Annotated in this window: 19 protein-coding genes; 10 read left to right on the top strand and 9 right to left on the bottom strand. The window is 70.0% G+C overall.

What is annotated here, in order from left to right:
• Nucleotides 1-58: 58 nt before the first annotated feature.
• From KF689_03800 to KF689_03785, 4 genes are read right to left on the bottom strand one after another with little or no spacing between them, the layout of a single operon-like run.
• The gene (locus KF689_03800) at nucleotides 59-895 is read right to left on the bottom strand and encodes a purine-nucleoside phosphorylase (GenBank protein MBX3132502.1); all 837 of its coding nucleotides are present in this window, start codon (nucleotides 893-895) and stop codon (nucleotides 59-61) included.
• Entirely contained in the window at nucleotides 892-1,935 is a 1,044-nt protein-coding gene (gene add, locus KF689_03795; protein MBX3132501.1) for an adenosine deaminase, read from the bottom strand. Before add ends, KF689_03800 begins: the two co-directional genes overlap by 4 nt.
• A complete protein-coding gene (locus KF689_03790; GenBank protein MBX3132500.1) occupies nucleotides 1,932-2,168 on the bottom strand; it encodes a hypothetical protein in 237 nt (78 codons plus the stop codon). Before KF689_03790 ends, add begins: the two co-directional genes overlap by 4 nt.
• Nucleotides 2,165-5,281 (bottom strand): 5'-nucleotidase C-terminal domain-containing protein, encoded by a 3,117-nt coding sequence (locus tag KF689_03785; GenBank protein ID MBX3132499.1) that lies wholly within the window; start codon nucleotides 5,279-5,281, stop codon nucleotides 2,165-2,167. The genes KF689_03790 and KF689_03785 overlap by 4 nt, the downstream gene beginning before the upstream one ends.
• Nucleotides 5,282-5,461: 180 nt before the next feature.
• On the opposite strand from KF689_03785, the gene udk reads away from it, so the two are divergent.
• The 8 genes from udk to KF689_03745 all read left to right on the top strand — a co-directional run bounded on the left by udk (nucleotide 5,462) and on the right by KF689_03745 (nucleotide 16,764).
• Nucleotides 5,462-6,088, top strand: coding sequence for a uridine kinase (udk, locus tag KF689_03780; GenBank protein MBX3132498.1), 627 nt, complete (start codon nucleotides 5,462-5,464; stop codon nucleotides 6,086-6,088).
• On the top strand, nucleotides 6,088-6,798 hold the full coding sequence (locus KF689_03775) for a response regulator transcription factor (protein MBX3132497.1): 711 nt from the start codon (nucleotides 6,088-6,090) through the stop codon (nucleotides 6,796-6,798). The genes udk and KF689_03775 overlap by 1 nt, the downstream gene beginning before the upstream one ends.
• Nucleotides 6,795-8,510: a HAMP domain-containing protein gene (locus KF689_03770; protein ID MBX3132496.1), complete on the top strand. Its 1,716-nt coding sequence runs from the start codon at nucleotides 6,795-6,797 to the stop codon at nucleotides 8,508-8,510. Before KF689_03775 ends, KF689_03770 begins: the two co-directional genes overlap by 4 nt.
• Before the next feature lie 144 nt (nucleotides 8,511-8,654).
• On the top strand, nucleotides 8,655-11,402 hold the full coding sequence (locus KF689_03765) for a carboxypeptidase regulatory-like domain-containing protein (GenBank protein MBX3132495.1): 2,748 nt from the start codon (nucleotides 8,655-8,657) through the stop codon (nucleotides 11,400-11,402).
• A 124-nt stretch (nucleotides 11,403-11,526) separates the two neighbouring features.
• The gene (locus tag KF689_03760) at nucleotides 11,527-13,269 is read left to right on the top strand and encodes a fibronectin type III domain-containing protein (protein ID MBX3132494.1); all 1,743 of its coding nucleotides are present in this window, start codon (nucleotides 11,527-11,529) and stop codon (nucleotides 13,267-13,269) included.
• 95 nt (nucleotides 13,270-13,364) lie between these two features.
• Complete coding sequence (locus KF689_03755) at nucleotides 13,365-14,054, top strand: hypothetical protein (GenBank protein MBX3132493.1); 690 nt, start codon at nucleotides 13,365-13,367, stop codon at nucleotides 14,052-14,054.
• A gap of 2 nt (nucleotides 14,055-14,056) precedes the next feature.
• Entirely contained in the window at nucleotides 14,057-15,151 is a 1,095-nt protein-coding gene (pstS, locus tag KF689_03750) for a phosphate ABC transporter substrate-binding protein PstS (protein MBX3132492.1), read from the top strand.
• Nucleotides 15,148-16,764 (top strand): Ppx/GppA family phosphatase, encoded by a 1,617-nt coding sequence (locus KF689_03745; GenBank protein MBX3132491.1) that lies wholly within the window; start codon nucleotides 15,148-15,150, stop codon nucleotides 16,762-16,764. Before pstS ends, KF689_03745 begins: the two co-directional genes overlap by 4 nt.
• Before the next feature lie 27 nt (nucleotides 16,765-16,791).
• Here KF689_03745 and arsB read toward each other — a convergent pair whose 3' ends face one another.
• Nucleotides 16,792-17,904, bottom strand: coding sequence for an ACR3 family arsenite efflux transporter (gene arsB / locus KF689_03740; protein MBX3132490.1), 1,113 nt, complete (start codon nucleotides 17,902-17,904; stop codon nucleotides 16,792-16,794).
• A 32-nt stretch (nucleotides 17,905-17,936) separates the two neighbouring features.
• Here arsB and KF689_03735 point away from each other — a divergent pair, with 32 nt between their 5' ends.
• Together KF689_03735 and KF689_03730 are read left to right on the top strand one after the other, a co-directional pair.
• Nucleotides 17,937-18,323 (top strand): helix-turn-helix transcriptional regulator, encoded by a 387-nt coding sequence (locus tag KF689_03735; protein MBX3132489.1) that lies wholly within the window; start codon nucleotides 17,937-17,939, stop codon nucleotides 18,321-18,323.
• A gap of 2 nt (nucleotides 18,324-18,325) precedes the next feature.
• Nucleotides 18,326-19,072: a metallophosphoesterase family protein gene (locus KF689_03730; GenBank protein MBX3132488.1), complete on the top strand. Its 747-nt coding sequence runs from the start codon at nucleotides 18,326-18,328 to the stop codon at nucleotides 19,070-19,072.
• Between the two features lie 6 nt (nucleotides 19,073-19,078).
• On the opposite strand, the gene ppk1 is transcribed toward KF689_03730, so the two are convergent.
• The 4 genes from ppk1 to KF689_03710 all read right to left on the bottom strand — a co-directional run bounded on the left by ppk1 (nucleotide 19,079) and on the right by KF689_03710 (nucleotide 23,838).
• Complete coding sequence (gene ppk1 / locus KF689_03725; GenBank protein ID MBX3132487.1) at nucleotides 19,079-21,268, bottom strand: polyphosphate kinase 1; 2,190 nt, start codon at nucleotides 21,266-21,268, stop codon at nucleotides 19,079-19,081.
• A gap of 4 nt (nucleotides 21,269-21,272) precedes the next feature.
• Nucleotides 21,273-22,304 (bottom strand): inorganic phosphate transporter, encoded by a 1,032-nt coding sequence (locus tag KF689_03720; protein MBX3132486.1) that lies wholly within the window; start codon nucleotides 22,302-22,304, stop codon nucleotides 21,273-21,275.
• A gap of 7 nt (nucleotides 22,305-22,311) precedes the next feature.
• Nucleotides 22,312-22,923, bottom strand: coding sequence for a DUF47 domain-containing protein (locus KF689_03715; protein ID MBX3132485.1), 612 nt, complete (start codon nucleotides 22,921-22,923; stop codon nucleotides 22,312-22,314).
• A gap of 141 nt (nucleotides 22,924-23,064) precedes the next feature.
• The gene (locus KF689_03710) at nucleotides 23,065-23,838 is read right to left on the bottom strand and encodes a rhomboid family intramembrane serine protease (GenBank protein ID MBX3132484.1); all 774 of its coding nucleotides are present in this window, start codon (nucleotides 23,836-23,838) and stop codon (nucleotides 23,065-23,067) included.
• Nucleotides 23,839-23,943 lie beyond the last annotated feature (105 nt).

Below are 23,943 nucleotides of genomic sequence, written 5' to 3'. Positions count from 1 at the left end.
CTCCTACCCCCGAGTGCCGCGCGAGTGCCGCGCGAGTGCCGCGCCCGCCGCCCCGTCGCTAGAGCTTCGCCACCCAGCGCTCGACCAGGCCGCAGAACGCCGCGCCGGCCTTGCGGCCTTCGTCCATCACCTCGGCGTGATTCAGCGGCGTCTCGCTGATGCCGGCCGCCGGATTGGTGATGCAGGAAACCCCGGCGACCTCCATCCCGATCGCGCGCGCAACGATGGTTTCGGGTACGGTGCTCATCCCGACGGCGTCGGCTCCGAGCGTCGCGAGCATCCGCACCTCGGCCGGCGTCTCGTAGGTGGGCCCGAGCAGCCCGGCATACACTCCGCGCGCCAACGTCAGCCCGACCTCGGCGGCGGCGGCATCCAGCAGCGCCTGGAGCCGCGGCGCATACGGCGCGCTCATATCCGGAAAGCGAATGTCACCCGGCTCCACGCGGCCTTCCAGCGGATTGCGGAACTGCAGGTTGAGATGGTCCACGATCATCATCAGCGTGCCCGGCGGGAACGCCCGGTTGATGCCGCCGGCCGCGTTGGAGACGAACAGCACCTGCGCGCCGAGCCCGTGCACGACGCGCACGGGGAACGCCGCCACCTGCGCGCTGTGGCCCTCATACATATGGAAGCGTCCGGCCAGCAGCAGCACTTCGCGCCCGCCGAGCGTGCCGGCGATCAACTCGCCGCGGTGCCCTTCCACGCCGGGGGCGTGGAATCCCGGGATCTCGGCATACGGCACGCGACGCGCATTGGCCACGCGCTCGGCAAGGCCACCGAGCCCGGAGCCCAGCACGATGGCGGCCGCCGGCGACGTCACGCCGAGCCGTGCGCGCACCGCGTCGGCAGCGGCGCGGGCGGCAGTCGCGCCGTGGTCCTGCGCGGCGGCACTCACGCGGCGCTCCGGCGCAGCGCGTCGATCTCGCGGTCCACGCGCTGCAGCAGTGCCGCGCGCTCGGCCTCCGGAAGGAAGGCGCTCTCGAAGCCGGACCGCGCCAGGCGGCAAAGCTCGTCGAAGCTGAAGTGCAGTTGCGACGCCGCCAGTCCGTACTCGGTCACGAGGTCGGTGCCGCTCATCAGGCGATTGTCCGTGTTCAGCGAGACGTGGAGCCCGGCATCGAAGTACTGCCGCAGCGGATGCAGCGCGAGTTCCTGCACGGCGTGCGTCTGCAGGTTGCTGGTGAGGCAGCACTCAATGGCGACGCCGCTGGCCTTGGCCTCGGCCATCAACGCAGGATCCTCGATGAGCCGCGTGCCGTGCCCGATGCGGTGCGCGTGGCAGTGATGCATCGCCGAGGCCACGGACTCCGCGCCGGCACCCTCGCCGGCGTGGCAGGTGCAGGGCAAGCCGTGCGCCTGCGCGTAGTCGAACGCCGCCTTGTGCCGCTCGGCGGGATGGCCGGCCTCGCCGCCGGCGAGGTCGAAGCCGACGACGCCGCGGTCCTTGAAGTCCACCGCGAGGCGGGCGAGCCCGAGCGAGACTTCGGGCGGCATATTGCGAATGCCACAGATGATGACGCGTGCGACGATGCCGTACTCGCGCTCGGCGCGCGCCAAGCCGCGCAGCGGCGCCTCGACCGCCTCGGCGAGCGAGAGCCCGCCCTCGACGTTGAGCACCGGCGCGTAGCGGGCCTCGAGGTAGCGCACGCCTTCCGTGGCGCAGTCCTCGCCGAGTTCGTAGGCGATGCGCTCCATCGCCTCGGCGGTCTGCATCACGCTCAGCGTGTAGCCGAAGCGCGCGAGGTAGTCCTCGAGGTTCCGGGCGTCATCCACGCGCATAAAGTCGCGCAGGGCGTCAGGGTCATCCTCGGGCAGGGTCACACGCTGGTCGCGCGCGAGTTCGAGCATCGTCGCGGGGCGCAGCGAGCCGTCGAGGTGGCAGTGCAGTTCGGCCTTCGGGAGCTGCGCGAGCAGCGCGCGGGTCAGCGGCGTCACGCGTCTTGTCCGTCACGCGCGGCGCGGGCACTGACGACGCGCATCACGAATCCGCCGGACAGCGCAGCGTCGGGCGCGACGCCAAGCCCGCGGCTGTCCACGACGCCGCGCGAGCCGCCCCGGATCGCCTCGGCGGCCGCCGCATCGGCGGCGGCGACGGCATCGAGCACGGTGGCCGTCGCCGGCACGACGACGGTGTTGCCGTTCACGAAGACGGTCAGCGTGCCGCTCATCGGACGCTCCGGATGCGGGGCGCGGCCAGCGCGTCGGTGAGGGCAAGGCGGCCACCCGGGGCACGCCGCAGGTGCGCGATCAGCGCGTCGAGATCCACCACTCCGAGTTCCTCCGCGGGGCCTCCCCCGCTCAGCGCGACGCCATCACCGCCAGCGGCGATGAAGTCGGACATCACGATGCGATAGCTGCGAGAATCGTTGAGCGCCCGGCCGTCGGCCATCGTCACGCGCACGAGACGCGAGCCACTGGGGCGCTGCGGGTCGTACTCCAGCGTGACGCCGCTGAGGTGGACGTTGATGCGCGCGCCGCCCACCAGCGACTCGAAATACCGGCGCAGCGCGGCGCCGCGCACGGTGATGGCGACGAGGCGGTTGGCGAAGGGCGCGATCTCGTGCAGGTCCCCATACGTGACCGGTCCCGCACGCAGTTCCGCGCGGATACCGCCGTTGTTCATCACGCCGACGTCGCCGTTGCCGGCGGCGCGCTGCGCGTCGGCGATGAGGTTGCCCAGCGCGTACTGCGCACCGTCTCGGGGAAAACGGGACTCGCTGGTGACGATGACCTCCCGCACGATGTGCGCCACCGCCTCCACCGCGCGCGCCACGAGGGGCTCCACCTGCGGATCGCGAGTGAGGCTGTCGGAGACCACCTCGCGCACCTCCGGGCGCCGCGGCGCGCTGCGGCGGGACGGGTCAAGGTCAATCACGCCGAGCGCCCTCGTGCTGGAGCGCGCCTGCACGATCGGGATGCCATTGACGACGGTGTTCACCGCCGAATGCGTGTGCCCGGAGACGATGGCATCCACGGCGCCCGGCGGCAGCGTGCGCGCGAGTTCGAAGATCTCGCCGCGACAATCGTCCGGGTCGTCGATGTTGCAGAACCCGCCGAGGTGCGCCACGACGACGACCAGCTGCGCCCCGCGGGCCCGCAGCGACGCCGCGTGCCGCGCCACCACCGGCGCCGGCGGGGCGAAGCGTAGGTCGGCCACGTGCTTGGGCATCGTGGTGCGCGGCGTGGCCGGATCGGCAATGCCGACGATGCCCACGCGACCGGCCGCGGTGTGAACAATGGTGTCGTTGGGAATCCACTCGACGTCGGACCCGTCAGCATAGGTGACGTTGGCGCCGAGGATCGGCGCCGTCAGCTGCCGCATCCGCGCGCGCAGCGTGTCCTGGCCGTAGTCGAACTCGTGGTTGCCAAGCGCGTGCGCCGTGAACCCGATGGCGTTGAGGACGGGCACGACGGCGGCGCCCTTGGTGAGGTCGGACGGCGGCGTCCCCGTGAACAGGTCGCCGCCGCTGAGGACGAGCGTGACGCAGACCGGCGCGCACTGCGCCTGCGCCGCGCGCACCATCGTCGTGATCTCGGCGAAGCCGCCGCGGTTGCCCCAGCTGCCGTCGGGCCGAGGGCGGAAGGCGCCGTGCATATCGTTCATCGCGATCAAGCGTAGCGTCGGGCGCGGGAGCAGCATTTCCCAGTTGCGCACGAAGACGTCGTCCGGCTCCAGCGTCCCGCGCCGGCGGATCTCCTCGATGATGAGCTCCCGGATCTCGCGGCCACCCTCATAGACCACCGCTGCGCCGCGGAGCATATCGTAGCCACCGCCGCCCGAGGCGCGGTAGCTGTTCAGCGCGACGGTGAAGGTGTCGGTGTCCGCGACCGGACGGCCGTCGCGCTCGAGGCGCACGATGCGCCGGCCCATTGGCTGTGAGAGGTCGACGGTGTAGTCGAGCCCCGCCAGCACGTCGTAGTTGTAGCCGGGGATGCTGCGGTCGTTGGTCACGCGCAACGAGCCATCGGCGGCGCGCTCCACCACCCAGTAGCGCTGCGTGTGCTCGAGGTGGGCGCGGATCTGCGCGCCGCTGAGCCGCAGCGCACGCAAAGTGTTCTCGTACGGATAGAGCGCCACCAGGCGCTCGACGGTAATCGGCCCGGCCTCGAAGCGCGCCTCGGTCGTGAACACCGACGCGAAACTCAGTTCGGCACCCGACTCGCGGCGCTGCACGGCCTGGATGAGATCGATCATCGGGCGGTCGACCATCCGCGCGGAATCGGTGATCCAGGCCGTCGAGGTCCGTCCGATCACCGCGGTGGCGTAGCGCACGGCCGAGCGATGCGCGCGCTCCACGAGCCGGACCAGGGCGCGCTGTTCGGGCCAGCCGGCCGCCTGCACCGTCTCGCCGCGCTTGGAGACCAGCGCCCAGCGCCCGTCGCGCCGCTCGAGCTCGAGGGTCGCGATGGCCACGCTGGTGGCCCAGTTGCGCGGCTGCACGACGAGCACGCCGTTGATCGTCGTGTCGGTGACCTCGCGGTGCGAGTGGCCGATGACGATGGCGTCGATGCCGGCGACCTCGCGGGCGACGCGGGCCATCGGGTTCTCGCTGGGCAGGCCGGTCGCCACGGTATCGTACGAGGTCACGCCCTCGAGGCCGGCGTGGGCGACGACGATTACCACGTCCGCGCCCTCGGCGCGGGCGGCCTGCACCTGGGCCGGCAGCGCCGCGACGATGTCGTCGACGACGAGGCGATCCTTGAGGTTGTCGCGGTCCCAGACCATCGAGCCGGGCGTGGTCGCGCCGATGATCGCGACCTTCACCCCGGCGCGGGTCACCATCGTGCGGCCGGGGTACTGGTGCCCGCCGTCGAGACGGCGCGTGTTGGCAGCAAGGAATGGAAACCGCGCCTGTGAGACTGCGCGGTCGAAGAGATCGAGCCCGTAGTTGAACTCGTGGTTGCCCACCGCCGCGGCGTCGTAGCGCATCAGGTTCATCGCGGCGATGACGGGATGCGGCGCCAGCGAGTCCACACGGCCCGCCACATAGGTCATCGCGTTGCCCTGCAGCAGGTCGCCGGCGTCCACGAGGATGACGCGGTCGCGCGCCACTCGGCGCAGCGAGTCCACGATGGTGGCGGCCCGCGCGAGACCGCGGGACGAGTCGGCGCGACCGGCGGCGTAGTCCCAGCCGCGGAGGCGGCCGTGGACGTCGGTCGTCGCGGCGACCTTGAGGGTGACACGTTCCTGGGCGAAGGCGGCCGGCGCGGCCAGGCACCCAGCGAACAGGGCGGCCGCAACCACGGCGGAATGGCGGGCGAGTCTCACGGGCAAGCGCATCCTATGAAGATAGCCCCCGACCCCCACTGACAGCAGGCGTGTAGTTGACGCGTCACCGCCCCGCAGGGAGCTTTCAGGCATCCCCGAGCCCCGATACAGGACCGTGACAGCCGCCACGCTTCTCGCCGATTCCGGCTTTCGGCAGATTTCCCGCGTGAAACAACCCGGTCACAGCAGGCTATGCGCCCGTTGATCATTGGCGTCGCCGGCGGCTCCGGGTCGGGAAAGACGACCGTCGCTCAGCGCGTCGCCGAGGCCCTCGACGGGTCCAAGGTGGCGTTCCTCGATATGGACGCGTACTACCGCGACCATCACGCCCTCACGCACGACGAGCTCCGCCTGCTCAACTGGGACCACCCCGACGCCTTCGACCTGGACCTGCTCGCCGAGCAGCTGGGGCGCTTGGCCGCCGGCGAGGCCATCGAGAAGCCGGTGTACGACTTCGTGCGGCACCGGCGAGGCCCGACACCCGAGCGCATCGAGCCGGCGGACGTCATCGTCATCGACGGCATCCTGCTCCTGGTGGACGAGCGCATCCGCTCGCGGCTGGACATCAAGGTCTTCGTGGACACCGACGCCGACATCCGGCTGATCCGCCGCATCCGGCGCGATATGGCGCGCCGCGGGCGACCGCTCGAAGAGATCCTGGACCAATACCTGACCTCCGTGCAACCGATGCACCTGCAGTTCGTCGAGCCGAGCAAGCGCTACGCCGACCTCATCATCCCGCGCGGCGGCGAGAACATCGTCGCCATCGACCTGCTGCTCGCGGCCATCTCGCGACGCCTCGGCGAGGTGCGCGCGTGATGAAGCCCGCACCGGCCGGTGGCGAGCGCATCCTCGTCGTGGATGACGAGCCAGATATCGTCGCGCTCGTCGGCTACCACCTGATGAAGGCCAAGTACAAGGTCTCGCAGGCGGCCACCGGGCCGGAGGCGGTCGAGGTCGCCAAGCGGGAGCGGCCCGCCCTCATCGTCCTCGACCTGATGCTGCCGGGGATGTCGGGCTTCGACGTGCTGGCCAAGCTGCGCGAGGATCCGGCCACGGCGAAGACCGCCGTCCTGATGCTCACCGCGCGCAAGGACGAGCCGGACCGCATCCGCGGCTTGGAGCTCGGCGCCGACGACTACCTGACCAAGCCGTTCTCGCCGCAGGAGCTGGTGCTGCGCGTGGGGGCGATCCTGCGCCGCGTGGCCGGCGGCGGCGAGTCGGCGGACCTGCTGCAGATTGGCCCCATCCGCATCGACCGCTCGGCACATCGCGTGAGCGTGAACGACCACGAGGTGGAGCTCACACCCACCGAGTACAAGCTGCTGCTCACGCTGGCGGAGCGGCGCGGCCGCGTGCAGTCGCGCTCGCACCTGCTGGAGACCGTGTGGGATGCCGCGCCGGACATCCAGACGCGCACGGTGGATATGCACATCCAGCGCCTGCGCACCAAGCTGCACCCGGCGGGGGACCTGATCGAGACGAAGCGCGGCTTCGGCTACACCCTCAAGTCCGGCAAGGACGGGTGAGGCTCACCCAGCGCCTCCTGCTCGGCGCGCTCATCGTCGTCGGGTTCCTGGCGGCGCTGATCATCACCATCGTCGACCGGCAGCTCACCGCGCGCCTCGAAGAGGACGCGACGACGTTCCTCGAACGCGAGGCGCGGCTTGCCGGCGTGCTGTGGCTGCGGGATGCCGGCGCGCCGGACTCGATCGCCGACGCCACGGGCAGCGCCTTGGGGCGGCGCGTCACGCTCGTGGACACGGCTGGCGTGGTCGTCGGCGACTCCGAGTTCAACGACGACGCCCTGCGGGGACTGCAGAACCACGCGTCGCGCCCCGAAGTCGCGGCCGCGGTCCGGGACGGGCGCGGAAGCGCGCGGCGTGCGTCGCCGTCGACCGGTGAGCAGGAACTCTACGTCGCGGTGCACGTACCGCCGCTCGGCGTGGCGCGGGTGTCGCTGCCCACCGCCAGCATCGACGCCGTCACCAGCGACGCGCGGCGCGACGTGATCGGGGCCTCGCTGCTCGCGCTGGCGGCCGCGTTGGGCATCGCCTTCCTGTTCTCGCGCTCGGTGTCGCGCCCGGTGGAGGAGTTGCGCGACGTGGCGCAGGCGCTGGCCGACGGCGACCTCGCGCGACGCCCGACGCTCAAGGCCCCGGGCGAGGTCGGCGAGCTCGCCGCCACGCTCAAGGAACTCGCCGAGCAGCTCTCGGCGCGCCTGCGCGCCCTCGAGGCCGACGAGACCTTGCTGGTCCAGCTCACCGAGTCGCTCAACGAGGGCGTCATCGCGGTGGACCACGGCCGGATGATCGTGCGCATCAACGAGACGGCGCGCCGGCTGCTCGGGACACGGGCGCCGATTCCCTTCCCCACCGACGAGCTGCCGCGCGACGTCGCGCTGCGCGACGCGTTGCAGGATGCCTTCGCCGGCGAGACCACCGAGGGCGTGGAAATCGTCATCGCCGGGCGCACGCTGAACATCACCGCGCGCCCACTCACCGGCGGCGGCGCGGTGCTGGCGCTCTTCGACCTCACCCGCGTGCGGCGCCTGGAAGCGGTGCGCCGCGACTTCGTGGCCAATGTGTCGCACGAACTGCGCACGCCGCTGACGATCGTCGGCGGCTTCGCCGAGACCCTGGTGGGTGAGGACGACTTGCCTGCCGAGATGCGCAAGGGTTTCGCAGAGCGCATCCTGGGGAATACGCGGCGAATGCAGCGCATCGTGGACGACCTGCTGGACCTCTCGCGCATCGAGTCCGGGGGCTGGGTGCCGAACCCCCAGCGCGTGGACGTGACTGCGATGGCGCAGGACGTGTTCAGCGCGGCCCGTGATGCCGCCACGGCCAAGGGCCTGGAGCTGAGGGCCGAGGTGGCAGCCGAGGCCTCCAGCGTCTACGCCGACCCCACGGCGTTGCGGCAGATCCTCGGCAACCTCGTGGACAACGCGGTGCGGCACACGGCGAGCGGCAGCGTCGTGCTGTTCACGGAGCCGCACGAGCGCGGCGTGGTGCTGGGGGTGCGCGACACCGGCGTGGGGATCCCGCTCGAGCACCTGCCGCGCATCTTCGAGCGCTTCTACCGCGTGGACCCCGGTCGCGCGCGCGAAGAGGGTGGGACGGGCCTGGGACTGGCCATCGTGAAGCACTTGGTCGAGGCGCACGGCGGACGGGTGAAGGCCAGCTCAGAAGTGGCCCGGGGCTCGTCGATTACGGCGCTGTTCCCGCACGCGCCAGGCTGACTGCCGAGGTCGATTGTAACGGCCCGTTACACGTTCGTTGCAGTTCCGTGGGGGCCCCGGTACGGGGGATTGGGAGTTTTGAAGCGTTCGGCCCAGTAGAGCGGACCGAGCCACCAATCCTTCGGACTTCCTCACGAGACGCCAATGCGCCGTGTACTGACTGCAGCACTCTTGATTCTCTCCCTGCCGCTGGGCGCCGCGCGTGCCCAACAGGCAGCCACCGGACGCATCGTCGGGCGAATCCTCGACGCACAGACGGGGGCAGGCCTCGCCGCCGCCGGCATCCAGGTGGTGGGCACCACCATCGGCACCCAGTCGGGCGTCGACGGCCGCTTCACGATCGTCGGCGTTCCCGCCGGTACCGTGACGATCACGGTGCGCCGCATCGGCTACGCGCCAAAGACCATCACGGGGCTGTTCCTCGAGGCCGGCAGGGCGCTCGAGCAGGACGTGACGCTCGCGCAGGCCTCGCTGGAGCTGGCAGCGCAGGTCGTGACCGCCGCCGCCGAGCGCGGCTCGGTGAACGAGGCGCTGGACCAACAGCGCAACGCGACCGGCATCGTGAGTTCCACGACGCAGGAGCAGATCGCGCGCAGCCCGGACGGCGACGCCGCCAAGGCCATCCAGCGCGTCTCGGGCGTGACCGTGCAGGACGGCAAGAGCGTGTTCGTGCGCGGCCTCGGCGAGCGCTACACCGTGACCAACCTGAACGGTGCGCGCCTGCCGAGCCCGGAACCGGAGAAGCGCTTCGTGCCGCTCGACCTGTTTCCGTCGAACCTGCTGCAGTCGGTGAACGTCTCCAAGACCTTTACGCCCGACCTGTCGGGTGACTTTTCCGGCGCGTCCGTGGACATCCGCACGCGCGAGTATCCGGCGCGTCGGCAGTTCACGTTCTCGTCGTCGGTGGGCTTCAACGACGCCGTCACCGGACAGGACGTCGTCGGGGCACCGCGGGTCGGGTCGGAGTGGCTCGGCTACGGCGGCTCGGCTCGCAACCTGCCGACCGGGCTGGCCTCGGCCGGCGCCGTCGGCCAGCTGACGAGCCGCGAGCAGATCAACGGCGCCATCAACCAGCTCCGCAACGCGTGGACGCCGACGCAGATGACGGGCTTGCCGGCGGGATCCTTCGCCGCGTCGGTGGGCGGGCAGGACCCGGTCGGCGGCGTGCAGGTCGGCTACCTCGGCTCCTTCACGTACTCGGCATCGCAGGACATCCGTCGCGACGACTACCAGGCGAACCCGATCCAGCGCGACGGCCGCCCGGAAGTCCTGGAGTCCTGGCGTGGCGAGGGCACGTCCCAGAGCACGACCTGGGGCGGCCTGATGAACTTTAGCTCGCTGGTCACGCCGCGCACGCTGCTGTCGTGGAACAACACCTACACGCGCAGCTCCGACAACGATGCGCGGCGCAGCAACGGCCCGGCCTACAGCTTCGGCCTCGCCGAGGTGGAGCGGATGACGCTGCGCTTCGTGGAGCGCTCGATTTACTCCTCGCAGCTCAAGGGCGAGCACTCGCTCACCGGCCGCCAGCAGTTGGACTGGACGGCCTCGACGGCCGGCGTGTCGCGCAAGGAGCCGGACCGCTCGGACCTCGTGTACGTGCAGTTCGGCGGCACGGGCGACTTTGCCTGGAGTGACGGCAACCCCGACGTGGCGCGCCGCACCTTCGGCGACCTCACGGAGAACAACCTCTTCGGGGCGGTGAACTACCGCTACCAGTTCGGTGACGGCTCGGATGCACCGCTGGTGAAGGTCGGCGCGGCGTACCGCACGACGAACCGCTCGGCGTTCAACCGCCAGTTCTCGATCGTCTCGACGGCGGTGCCGGTGTCGGATCGTAACCGGCCGGCGGAGGAGCTCTTCGACGGGCGCTTCACGTCAGGCAGCGACGACGTCTTCAACATCATCAACGTGGCCGAGGACGGCATCTACGACGCCAGCGAGCGCCTCGGCGCGGCGTACCTGATGACGGAGATCCCGATCGGCTACCGCCTGCGCGTGATCGCCGGCGCCCGGGTCGAGGATGCGGACATCAGCGTCAGCACGGCACTCTCGAACTCCTCGCGCTTCGTGTCTCGCCTGCAGAACGTGGACGTGCTGCCGGCGTTGGTACTCAACCTGCAGGTCGGCTCGCGCTCGCAGTTGCGCGCCTCGGCCTCGCAGACGCTGGCCCGTCCCGAGTACCGCGAGCTCTCCCCGGTGCAGTACCTCGAGATGGTCGGTGGCCAGATCACCCGCGGCAACGCCGACCTCGTCCGGACGCTGATCCAGAACTACGACCTCAAGTTCGAGTCCTTCCTCGCCAGCGGCGAGCTGTTCAGCATCGGCGTCTTCGCCAAGCGCTTCGACCGGCCGATCGAGCGGATCGACCTGGCCACGGGGGGCCAGCCCTTCGTGTCGTTCTTCAATGCCGCCTCGGCTACGAACCTCGGCGTGGAGTTGGAGTACCGGAAGGGCCTCGGGGCGTTCGTGCGGGCGCTGGAGCCGTACGCCGTGTTCTCCAACGTGACCCTGATGCAGTCGACGATCGAGGTCGGCGACGGGGCCTCGTCGAACACGAATGCCAATCGTGCGATGATGGGGCAGGCGCCGTGGGTGGCGAACCTTGGCCTCTCGCGCACGGGCAAGGCCGCCGGGAGCTCGGCCACGCTGCTCTACTCGGCCGTCGGCCCGCGCATCTTCGCCGCCGGCACGGTGCCGTTCCCGGACGTGATCGAGCAGCCGCGGCATATGGTGGACTTCTCGCTGCGCCTGCCGATGGGCGAGCGCTGGGCGTGGAAGCTCGACGCCCGCAACCTGCTCGACGCGCCGTATCGCCTGACGCAGGGTCCGGTGACGCGCGAGTCGTTCCGCTCCGGGCGGCAGTTCGCGATGGGTGTGTCCTGGCGCTGAGCGAGGCGTCTTGACGCGACCGTGACGGAAGGGTCGCCAAGCGATTACGCAACTCCGGTTCATTGAGGGGACGGTCCGAGCGGGCCGTCCCCTCGTGGCATTCATCCCAACCGAGACCCTCCCTATGTCCATCTCCCTCTCGCGCTGGGCGCTGCGGCTCTCCGCCGTCGCCGGCATCGCGATGCTCGCTGCTTGCAGCGACGACGGTCCGTCCGGACCGGTCGCCCTGGTCGCCCCGACCGGCGTGTCGGTCACGGCCCTGAGCCCGACCAGCGTGCAGATCACCTGGTCCGCCGTGAACGGCGCGGGCGCGTACGAGGTGGAGCGCGCCCCCGGCACCAGCGGCGGCACCTTCGTGCAGGTCAGCGTCACGACCGCGCTGACGTACACCGACGCGACGCTCGACGCCGAGACGGACTATCGCTACCGCGTGCGCGCGGTGCGCACGGGCGAGAACGGCCCGTACGCGGCCGAGTCCGGCGTGCGGACCCCGGACCGCCCGATCGTGCAGGTGACGGCTGACATCACGACGAACACCACCTGGGTCAACGACAACGTCTACCAGCTGACCAAGATCGTCTCGGTGGCCAATGGCGCGACGCTGACCATCGAGGCCGGCACGCGCGTCATCGGCGGCAACATCACCGCCGGCACCGCGCCGCCGGTGACGGCGCTGATGGTGCTGCGCGGCTCGCGCATCGAGGCCGTGGGCACGGCCGACGATCCGATCATCTTCACGTCGTCGGCGGCCGCCGGCAACCGCTTCCCGGGTGACTGGGGCGGCGTCATCCTCGTCGGCAACGCGCGCTCCAACCGCACCGGCCGTACCGTGGTCGAGGGTCCGGCGCCGGCCGACACGGTCAGCTGGAACGGCGGGAACCTCGACAACGACAACTCGGGCTCGATGGTCTACACCCGCGTCGAGTTCGCGGGTGCGGCGGCCATCCTGAACGTGGAACTCAACTCCTACTCGATGTACGCCGTCGGAAGCGCCACGCGCTTCGAGTACAACCAGGCCATCCGTGGCCTCGACGATATGTTCGAGTGGTTCGGCGGCACGGTGGACGGCCGCTACCTGGTGTCCTACGAGTCGGGTGACGACCACTTCGACGCCGCGGAGGGCTACCGCGGCCGCGTGCAGTACATCATCGCCCTGCAGACCGGCCCCCGCGTCTCGCCGCGCCCCGGCAACCCGGGCGCGCTCTCCGGCGAGCAGAACGGCTTCGAGATCGACGGCTGCGGCTCGGCGGCAGGCACCTGCGCGGCCGGCTTCAACTCCACGCCGTACTCGATGCCGGTGTTCGCCAACTACACCATCATCGGCCCGGGCCCGGGCGTGCTGCCGGTGCGTCCGAACGGCGACGGTGGCGTCGGGATGCTGGTCCGCCGCGGTACCGGCGGCGTCTTTATGAACGGCGTGGTCGGCCGCTGGCCCGAGGCCGGACTCTCGGTCTTCGATCCGGAGACCAGCACCCGCATCACGGAAGACTCGCTGAACATCGTCAACACCCTGTTCATCGATAACCCGCGCACCTTCGACACCACTGGGATGACGAACCGCTTCGGCACGGCGGACCGCTTCACGACCAGCAATCTGGAGACGTCGGCTGATGCGGCGCACACGCTGTTCGTCAGCCTGCCGACCGCGGCGACCACGATCAGCAACGGCTTCAACTTCGACTGGCGCCCGGCCGCCGTTTCGGCGCTGCGCACCGGCGGCACCGGAGCCACGCTCCCCGGGTTGATCCCGAATCGCGTCAGCAACTTCTTCGGCGGCACGCTGGCCGGCACGACCTTCCGCGGCGCGGTCCAGCCCGATGTGGCCACGCCCTGGTACAGCGGCTGGACGACGTACTTCCGAAACTAGCTCCTTCTCGTAGGTTCCCCGGGGGGTCGCCATCGATGCGATGGCGGCCCCCCGGGTTCACTTTCCTCCCCCAGTGCCCGATGCCTGCGCTTCGTTTGTCCCTCCTGCTCCTGCTCGCCGTCCCCGTCCTGCTGGCTGCCGCGTGCGGCGAGCGCCCGGACGCCGACGGCATCGTGCGTCAACCCATCCCGCGCGGCATCGACCCGAAGATGGTCGAGTGGCGCTCCGACGGCGTGCTCATCGCGTCGCAGGATTCCTTGCGCAAGACGCCCGGCTACGTCGTCGACAGCGTCTTCTCGCCGGAAGAGAATCTCCGGCGCTTCCAGGCCACCGTCAGCGGGCCGGCGCCGGCGCGCCTCACGGGCGGCGCGCCAACCACGGACGCACTGATCCGCCGCTACTGGGAACTGCTCGTGGCCGGCGACACGCTCGCGATGACGCCGCTCATCGTCTCGCGGGCTGAATACGCCTATCTGTACTTCCCCGAGAGCACCGAAGGCGCGAGCGGTATGCCGCCGCACATCGGTTGGGAGTTGATTATGGCGCAGACCGGCCGCGGATTGACCCGCGCACTGGTCGCCGCCGGCAAGGGCCCGGCGACGGTCCTGCGCACGCAGTGTTCGGACGAGCCGCGCCGCGTCGGCCGCAGCAGCGTGTACGGCCCCTGTGCCGTCGTCATTCGGCGCAACGGTTTTGAGGAGACCATCTGGCTGGCCAAGACGCTCATCGAGCGCGATGGCATCCACAAGCTGCTCGGCCTGCAGAACGAACTGGGCGCCAATTGACGGTGCAGCCCCCCCGCTCCACCGGCGTCCTGCGCACCGTCGCCTTCGCTTGGCTCGGCGTCCTGGCTGGCTTCGCCATCGGCGTGGAGTGGATCCGCTCCCGCCCGACCCCGCCGCAGCCGTCGGGCGGCATCGACCTCGTCGGGGCGGGCGCGACGTTTCCGTATCCGTTGTACCGCCGCTGGTTCGCCGACTACGGCCGGCGCTCGGGCGTGCGGATCAACTACTTCTCCGTCGGCAGCACCGAAGGCATCCGGATGCTGCTCGCCGGCGAGGCGGACTTTGGCGCGGCCGACCGACCGCTGACGGCGGAGGAGCAGGCCCGCAGCTTCTGCGGGCCGCTCGCGATCCCGATGGTGGCCGGTGCCGTGGCCGTGGCCTATCGCGTCCCCGGACTCTCCGCCCCGCTGCGCTTGGACGCCGACGTACTCGCCCGAATCTTCACCGGCCGCATCTCACGCTGGGACGACGCCGCGCTGGTGGCGCTCAATCCCGGCGTGACGCTGCCGTCCCTACCCATCCGCGTGGTTCAGCGCGCACGGGTCACGGGCACCAGCGCACTGTTCGCGCAGTACCTGGAACAGAGCGCGCATTGGCGCGCCGCCGGCAGCGCGCGCGCCCTGACGTCGGCGGCGGCACAGGTCGAGGGCAACGAAGGCATCACGGCGGCCATCGCCACGCAGGCCGGCGCGATCGGCGTGGTGGAGCAGACGTACGCGGCGCAGGCCGGCCTCGCCGTGGCGGCGTTGCGCAATGCCAGCGGAGCCTTCGTGCTCCCAAGCGCGACGTCCGCCGCGGCCGCCGTCGCCGAGCTGCTTTCGCCCACCGCCAGTGACACGGCATTGGGCGCCATCGGCGCTAGCGGTGCCGCGGCCTACCCGGCCGTCGGCGTCACGCGCATCATCGCAGACGCGGCGCTCGGTGACGCGACCAAGGCGGCGCACTTCATCGCCTTTGCGCGCTGGGCGCTCGACGATGGCGCCCGGATGGCCGGGGAACTAGGCTACGCAGCACTGCCAACTGCGGTCGCCAACCGCCAGCGGCAACGCCTCGCCGCGCTGCGCCCCGGAACCTGCCCCACACCCCGCTCGCCGTGACCCTGCCGAAGTCGACCGAGGGCCCGTACCGCCCCGTCCGCGACGAGCGCGAGCAGCGCATCGCCGCCATCGACATCGGCTCCAACTCCATCCGCCAGATCGTCGCCGACGTCTCGCCGGACGGCACGATCCGCGTCGTGGACGAGCTCAAGGCAGCACCGCGCCTGGGTGCCGGCCTCGCCAAGCACGGACGCCTCGATGAGTCGCACGTGAACGAAGCCGTCGAGGCGCTGGGTCGGATGGCTACGCTGGCGCGGCAGATCGGGACCAAGCGCATCGAAGCCGTCGCCACCAGCGCCGTGCGCGACGCCGCCAACGGACAGGCCTTCCTCAGCCGCGTGCGCCGCGAGACCGGCCTGCGCGTGCGCATCCTCGACGGCGAGGAAGAAGCGCGGCTCGCCTTCCGCTCGGCGCTGGCGCACTTCGAACTGGGCGTCGGACGCTCGGTAGTGATGGACATCGGCGGCGGATCGCTGGAACTCGCGCTGGCGGCCGAAGGCCTTGTCGAGCGACTGCTCACCTTCCCTTTCGGCGCCATCCGGATGACGGAGCGATTCCTCTCCGACCGCGACGGCCCCAAGGGCGTGAAGAAGCTGCGCAAGCACGTGCGCGAGGCCATCCGCAAGGCGCTGCCGGTGCGCGATTGGCGCGGCGCCGAGGTGATCGGCTCCGGCGGCACGTTCACGAACCTCGCGGGGATGTTCCTCGCGCGGCAAGGCATTCGCGTGCGCAGCGTCCACGGCACGCGCATCCCGCGGCACGAGCTGGAGCACATCCTCGAGCAGCTCAGCGCGATGACGCCGGAGGAGCGCATCGAGGTCGAAGGCCTGAATCCCGGCCGCAGGGACATCATTGTCGCGGGTCTCGCGGTGGCGGCGGAAGTGCTGGCCCGCGTGGAACCGCGCGAGCTCACGGCCAGCGGCTACGGCATCCGCGAGGGACTGCTGCTCGAGACGGCCCGGGTGAAGGCGGTGATCGCCGACCCCGGCGAGGCGCGGGCTCGCTCGGTGCTGGCCTTCGCCGAGCGCTGCCACTACGAGGCGCCGCACTCGCAGCAGGTGCGTACGCTGGCCCTGCAGCTCTTCGATGCCATCGGCGCGCGACTCGGCTGCGATGCCTCCGAGCGCCAGACGCTGGCCGACGCCGCGTTGCTGCACGACGTCGGGTACCACATCAACTACCAGGGCCACCACAAGCATTCGTTCCATCTCATCCAGCACGCCGACCTGCTCGGCATCCCGCCGGACGAGCAGATGGTGATCGCCCACGTGGCGCGCTACCACCGCGGCAGCGAACCCAAGCGCAAGCACACGGCCTACTGGGCGCTGGACCGCGAGACGCGCGAGCGCGTACGACGGCTCAGCGCGATCCTCCGCGTGGCCGATGGCTTCGATCGCGGACACGTCCGCGCGGTGGAGAAGCTCAAGGTGCGGTGGCTGGAGCGCGCGATGCGCATCACGCCGGTGCCGCGGCGCACCAACGCGCCGTTGCGCCTCGAACTCTGGGGCGCGAGCCGCAAGGCCGGCCTGCTCGCGGAAGTGGCCGGCGCGCCGGTGGAGGTCGTGGGGCCCGACGGCGCGGTGTACGGACCTGACGACGCAGACGCCGCCTGATCTCGCCGCGCCCGCACCGGCACCGCGCTACGACGCCAGCGCGCCCGGGAAGTAGCGGCGCTGCGCCCAGAGCGACACGTAGACCAGCGCCACGAGCACCGGCACCTCGATCAGCGGACCGATCACCGCCGCCAGCGCCTCACCGGAGGCGATGCCGAAGGTTCCGATGGCCACCGCGATGGCCAGCTCGAAGTTGTTGCCCGCCGCCGTGAACGACAGCGACGCCGTCGTCGGGTAATCGAAGCCGAGGCGCTTGGACAGCCAGAACGCCAGGCCGAACATCACGAGGAAGTACAGCGTCAGCGGGACGGCCACGCGCGCGACGTCCAGCGGCGCCTCGATGATCCGATGCCCCTGCATCGCGAACATCAGCACGATCGTGTAGAGCAGCCCGAGCAGCGCCGTCGGTCCGATGCGCGGCAGGAACACGCGCTCGTACCAGCCGTCGCCGCGGCGCGCGACTAACGTGCGCCGCGTGAACCAGCCGGCAAAGAGCGGGATGCCGAGGAAGATCCCGACGCTCTTGGCGATCTCGCCCATCGAGATGTCCAGCGCCGCCCCCTCGACGCCCATCCAGCCCGGCACCGTGACGAGGAAGAGATACCCGAGGAACGAATAGGTGAGAATCTGGAACACCGAGTTCAGCGCCACGAGCACGGCGGCGATTTCATTCGACCCGCAGGCCAGCGTGTTCCAGATGAGCACCATCGCGATGCAGCGGGCGAGGCCGATGAGGATGAGGCCGTTGCGGTACTCCGGCAGGTCCGACAGGAAGGTCCACGCCAGCGCGAACATCACCAGCGGCCCGATCACCCAGTTCAGCAGCAGCGAGGTGCCCAGCAGCTTGGTGTCGGCCGCGTGCCGCCCGATGCTCTCGTATTTCACCTTGGCGAGGACGGGATACATCATCCACAGCAGGCCGATGCCGATCGGCACGGACACGCCGGCCACCTGCGCGGCGTCGAGCGCGGCGCCGAGCCCCGGCCAGACGCGGCCGAGGCCAAGGCCAGTCGCCATCGCGGCAAAGATCCACAGCGGCAGGAAGCGATCGATCGTGCTCAGGCGGGCGACGACGGCGGGAGCGCTCACGGGAAGTCGAGTGGGGGGATGCAACGGTTGCCAACGGACTGCGCCAAACATATCGTATATGCTATACCATATACAATGCCGCCGTGACCGCCCCGACCATCCCGTCCGCGACGCGTAACGCGCTCGCCGGGATCGCCGCCCTCCACGAGGCCTGCGGCGATCCGGCGCGCCTGCGCCTGCTCAATCTCCTGGCCGGCGGCGAGCTCTGCGTCTGCGACCTGCAGGACCTCACCGGCGAATCGCAGCCGTTCGTGTCTCGGCACCTCGCGCGGCTGCGCGCCGCCGGTCTCGTCGAGGTGGAGCGGCGCAGCAAGTTCGCGTACTACCGCCTGGCGGCGCTGCCGGATCACGCGCAACGGCAGCTCGACGCCGTGCTCGACGGCCTGCACGCCGCGGACGCGCGCCTGCGCCGCGAGCGGGACGCTGCCGCCACCGCCGCCGCCAAGCGCGGCGCCATCCCCTGCCGATGACCATCCGCCTCGCGCTGCTCTCCGACGTCCACGCCAACCTGCAGGCGCTGGAAGCCGTGCTGGCGGACATCGCCGCGCAGCCGGACATCGCTGCGCGCTATCACCTCGGCGACCTCGTGGGCTATCAGGCCAACCCCAACGAAGTCGTCGCGCGGCTCGAGGCCGAAGGCATCCCCGGCGTGAGCGGCAACTACGACTCGACCGTCGCCCACCACTACAAGCACTGCGGCTGCCGGTCGGAGAACCCGCGGCAAGAAGAGCTGGCGCACGAGAGCTTCGCCTGGACGCTTGCCAACACCAGCGAGGCGTCCAAGCGTGCGCTCGCGGCCCTGCCCTTCCGGCTCGACCTCAAGCCGCTGGGCGGCCACACCGGCGGCCCGACGGTCTTCCTGATGCACGCCACGCCGACGAACAACCTCGTCTACGTGACGGAGGACCGCAGCGACGACTTCCTGCGGAAGATGGCCGACCAGGTGGGCGCGCGCAGCGGCGACGTGATCGCGTTCGGCCACACGCATAAGCCGTGGAGTCGGCTCGTGGACGGCACACTGTTCGTGAACACCGGCAGCGTCGGTCGCCCGAAGGACGGCGATGCACGCGCCGGCTGGGTGCTGCTCACGCTCGGCGACGGTGAGCCGCGGGCCGAGCAGCGTCGCGTCGGCTACGATGTAGAAGCGGCCGCGAAGGCACTGCGCGCGGCGGGCCTGCCCGAGGAGTTCGCCGAGACGCTGCGGACCGGCAAGGCCTGAGGCGGCTCAGCCGCCGCTGAACGCCCGGAACTCCGCCGTCGAACTCGGCGGTCGCCCCGGTTCCTTGCTGCGCTGCAGCGGGCTCACGTCGAAGGTGAACGCGCCGCTCTCGCGGCTACCGCCCCAACTGTCGCGCAGCAGCATTCGGTGCGTCGCGCGCTCACCGCGCCCGGGCTCGGGCTGGCGCTGCACGTACGAGCCATCCGACTTGAGATCCCAGGCCTGGCGATTGTCGCTGAGGCAGACATCGAGCACGGACTGGATGCGTCGCTGGAAGAGCGGGTTCTCCACCGGCGTGACGACCTCGACGCGGCGGTCGAGGTTGCGCGGCATCCAGTCGGCCGAGCCGAAGTAGTACTCCGGCGCGCCGTCGTTGCCGAACATCCAGATGCGCGAGTGCTCCAGGAAGCGCCCGATGATGCTGATCACGCGGATGCGCTCCGACAGGCCCTCGACGCCCGGCCGCAGGCAGCAGATGCCACGGATGATGAGGTCGATCTCGACGCCGGCGTCGGATGCGTCGTAGAGCGCCTCGACGATCTGCGCGTCCACGAGGGCGTTCATCTTGGCGATGATGCGACCCGGCCGCCCCGCACGGGCGTGCGCCGCCTCGCGGGCGATGAGCCCGAGCACCCGCTCGCGCATATTCACCGGCGCCACGACCAAGCGGCGGTACTCGCGCTGGCGCGAATAACCGGTGAGCGAGTTGAACAGGTCGGTGATGTCGGCGCCGATGGCTTCGTCGCAGGTGATGAGCCCGAGGTCGGTGTAGATGCGGGCGGTGCGCGTGTTGTAGTTGCCGGTGCCGATGTGCACGTAGCGCCGGATGCCGTCGGCTTCCTTGCGCACCACCAGCGCCGTCTTGGTGTGTGTCTTGAGGCCGGGCAGGCCGTAGACCACGTGCACGCCGAAGGACTCGAGCGTGCGCGCCCAGGCGATGTTGTTGATCTCGTCGAAGCGCGCCTGCAGCTCCACCAGCACGGCGACCTGCTTGCCGCGCTGGGCCGCCTCGGTGAGGGCCTGCACGATGGCCCCGTCGCCGCTGGTGCGGTAGAGCGTCATCTTGATGGCCAGCACCTGTTCGTCGCGCGCGGCGCTCTCGATGAAGGTCTCCACCGAGGCCCCGAAGGAGTCGAAGGGATGGTGGATGAGGATCTCCTGCTCGCGCACCACGTCGAAGATCGAGCGGGTGGTGTCGCGCAGCTCGGGCGGCACGGCCGGGATCAGCGGCGGATCGCGGTGCTCCGGAAAGTCGAGGCCGGACAGCGGCAGGAAGTCCGAGAGGTCGAGCAACGGCCCGGGCGCGTGCAGCTCGCGCTCGGTCAGCGGCGCCATCTCCGGCGCCTCGCTGCCGCGCAGCTCGTCGAGCAGCAGCGCGCGCAGGTGCGCCGGCGTGCCTTCCTCCACCTCGAGGCGCACGACCTCGCCGAAGCGACGCTGGAACAGCTGCTCCTCGATGCTTGCCAGCAGGTCCTCGGGCTCCTCGGTGTGCGAGATCTCGAGGTCCGAGTACCGCGTGAGCCGGAAGGTCCAGTGGCCGAGGACCTCCATCCCGGGAAACAGCGCGTCGAGCCGGTCGCCGATCAGCGCCTCGAGCGGGATGTAGCTGTTGGGACGTCCCGTGGGCACCCAGCGCGGCAGGCTCTTGGGCACCTTCACGCGCGCGAAGCGCACGTCGCCCTGCTCGGGGTCGCGCAGTTCCACCGCGAGCGAGAGCGAGAGGTTGGAGATGTACGGGAACGGATGGCCCGGATCCACCGCCAGCGGTGTGAGCACCGGGAAGACTTGGTTGTCGAAGAACGCCGCCACCGTCTCGCGTTCGTCGGCCTCCAGCTCGGAGGCAGCGAGCAGGCGCACGCCGATACCGCGCAGGGCCGGCAGCAGCGTGTCCTTGAGCAGCGTGCGCGCGCGCGCGTTGAGCTCCAGCACCCGCGCGTCGATGAGCGCCAACTGCTCGGCCGGGCTCAGTCCGTCCACCGCGGTCTGCAACACGCCGGCCGAAAGCTGCCGGCGCAGGCCCGCCACGCGGACCATATAGAACTCGTCGAGATTGGAGCCGTAGATGGCGAGAAACTTCACGCGCTCGAGCAGCGGCGTGCGTTCGTCCTCGGCCTCGTGGAGCACCCGCGCATTGAACTCGAGCCACGACAGCTCGCGGTTCAGGAACGCGGGGTTCTTGGAGGCCAGCGGATTCATCGCCCTAGCCCCGCACGCCCGAGACGATCAGGTACGCGATGGCGGCCACTGCTGCCGAGGCCGGAATGGTGATGATCCAGGCCCAGATCATCCGGCTCGCCACGCCCCAGCGCACCGCCGAGAGACGGTGCGTCGCGCCGACGCCGACGATGGAGCCGGAGATGGTGTGCGTCGTCGACACTGGAATGCCAAGGAAGGTCGCGATGAAGATGGCCGTCGCGCCGCCGGTCTCGGCGCAGAAGCCGCCCATCGGGCGCAGCTTGGTGACGCGCGAGCCCAGCGTGTGCACGATGCGCCAGCCGCCCATCAAGGTGCCGAGCGCGATGGCCAGGTGCGCCCCGAGCTTGATCCAGAACGGAATCTCGTCGCCGCCCGGCAGGTAGAAGTGTCGCAGGAAGCCGGTCTCGTCCACGAAGTACATCTGGCCCGCCACCAGCAGCGAGACGATGATGCCCATCGTCTTCTGCGCGTCGTTGGCGCCGTGCGAGAGCGAGAACAGCGCCGAGCTGGTGATCTGCAGGCCGCGGAACAGCGGCTCCACACGGGCCGGCCGTTGCTTGCGGAAGAGCCAGGTGGTGCCGACCATCAGGCTGAAGCCGGCCAGCATACCGATGAGGGGCGAAAGGACGATGAAGATGATCGTCTTGGTCCAGCCCGAGGCGATGATGGCCCCGAAGCCGGCCTTGGTCACCGCCGCGCCGGCGTAGCCGCCGATCAGTGCGTGCGAGGAGCTCGAGGGGATGCCGTACCACCACGTGATGAGGTTCCAGGTGATGGCCCCGAGCAATCCGGCGAGGATGACGTCGGGGTTCACGATGGCCAGGTCGATCATCCCCTTGCCGATGGTCTTGGCGACCCCCGTGTCGAAGAGGAAGAGGGCGAGGAAGTTGAACGTCGCCGCCCAGACGACCGCCGTGAAGGGACTGAGCACCCGCGTCCCCACGATGGTCGCGATGGAGTTCGCGGAATCGTGGAAGCCGTTGATGTAGTCGAAGATGAACGCCACCCCGACGATGGCGAGGATATACCAGACCACGGCGCGCTCAGGAGTTCTTGAGGGAGATGCTCTCGAGCACGTTCGCGACGTCCTCGCACTCATCCACGGCGTGCTCGAGGTTGTCGTAGATCTCCTTCCACTTGATGACCTCGAGCGCGTCCGGCTGCCCGGCGAAGAGGTCGCTGATGGCCTTGGCGTACAGCGCGTCGGCCTTCTCCTCCAGTTCCTTCACCTGCCGCGCCACCTTGTGCACCGCCTGCGGGTTGCGGATCTCCTTCACGCCCTTCGCCAGCACGCCGGAGCATTCCACGAGGACGTCCACGAGATCGATCGCGGGCTGACGGCGCGTCGTGATGTGGAACATCGTGGCCCGACGGGCCGTGCCGTCCATCAGGTCGACGACGTTGTCGAGGCGGTTGGCGAGGAGGTGGATGTCCTCGCGGTCGAGCGGCGTCACGAACGACCGGTCGATGCGCTGCATAATGTCGTAGGTCAGCAGGTCGGCGGCGTGTTCCTCGGCCTTGACCTTCACGACGATCTCGTCGTGGCGTTCGGGATGTTGGAAGAGGTCTCGGAGGTGCGCAGCAGCCGTCATCAGGTGCGCGGCGAGTTGATCGAAGAGACCAAAGAAGCCTTCGTCCTTCGGCAGGAATCTCACAGGGGGTCCGCCCGAGGCGGTGGTGGGAGGGTCGAATCCGCGCGAAAATCGCGCGGCATCGCGCACGAAAGTTACCCCCTGCCGAGGGACAGCGGCAAACCATTATATCGACACTGTAACACGACTGTTACAGCAACCCCCTCACACCGCGTCCAAGAGCCCGCGCCGCAACAACATAGCCCGCCTCTGGGCTACCAGGTCGTCGCGCTGGAATACGCGGACCAGCAGCACACCGGCCGCGAAGCCTCCGACGTGCGCCCAGACCGCCACTCCGCCTCCCGAATCAGGCAGCGCGGCGAGGTCGGGCAGGCCCAGGAGCAGCTGCAACACGAACCACCACAGCAGCACACCCCAGGCCGGCAGCGGGATGATGCGGAAGAAGATCACGAAGATGAACAGCATCCGCACGCGCACCCGCGGAAAGAGCACCAGATACGCCCCCATCGCGCCCGAGATGGCGCCCGATGCGCCCACGGTCGGCACCGCCGACGCCGGCTGCACGAACACGTGCACGGCCGCTGCCGCCAGACCGCAAAGCAGATAGAACAGCAGGAAGCGCCCCCGCCCCATAACATCTTCGACGTTGTTGCCGAACACCCAGAGGAACAGGCCGTTGCCGAGCAGGTGTGCCCAACTCCCGTGAAGGAACATCGAGGTCAACGGACTGAGCCAGTTCACCGGCTCCGCATCCACCACGCAGAGCAGCGTGCGCGTCAACGGCACGCTGGTGCCCAGCGGTGCGGCCCCGGTCAGCTCGGCGGGCACCATCCCCAGGTTGCAGACGCTCATCGCCAGGGTCTCGAGGCGGAACCCCGCACCTTGGATAATCACCCAGGCGCTGCCGATGGCGGTCAGCAACAGGATGGTCATCACCGGCACCCGGACCGTCGGATTGTCGTCGCTGAGGGGAATCATTCCCGAGGTCCTGTCGCTGGCCAGCAACACGAGGTTGCCGGGGTGCCAAAATGGCGTGAATCCGTGGCCCGCGCCTTGCCGTCACTATCGACGTAACTCTGCCCG

Source organism: Gemmatimonadaceae bacterium (assembly GCA_019637355.1).
GTDB lineage: Bacteria > Gemmatimonadota > Gemmatimonadetes > Gemmatimonadales > Gemmatimonadaceae > Pseudogemmatithrix.
This window is presented reverse-complemented; position numbering and strand designations above follow the sequence as displayed.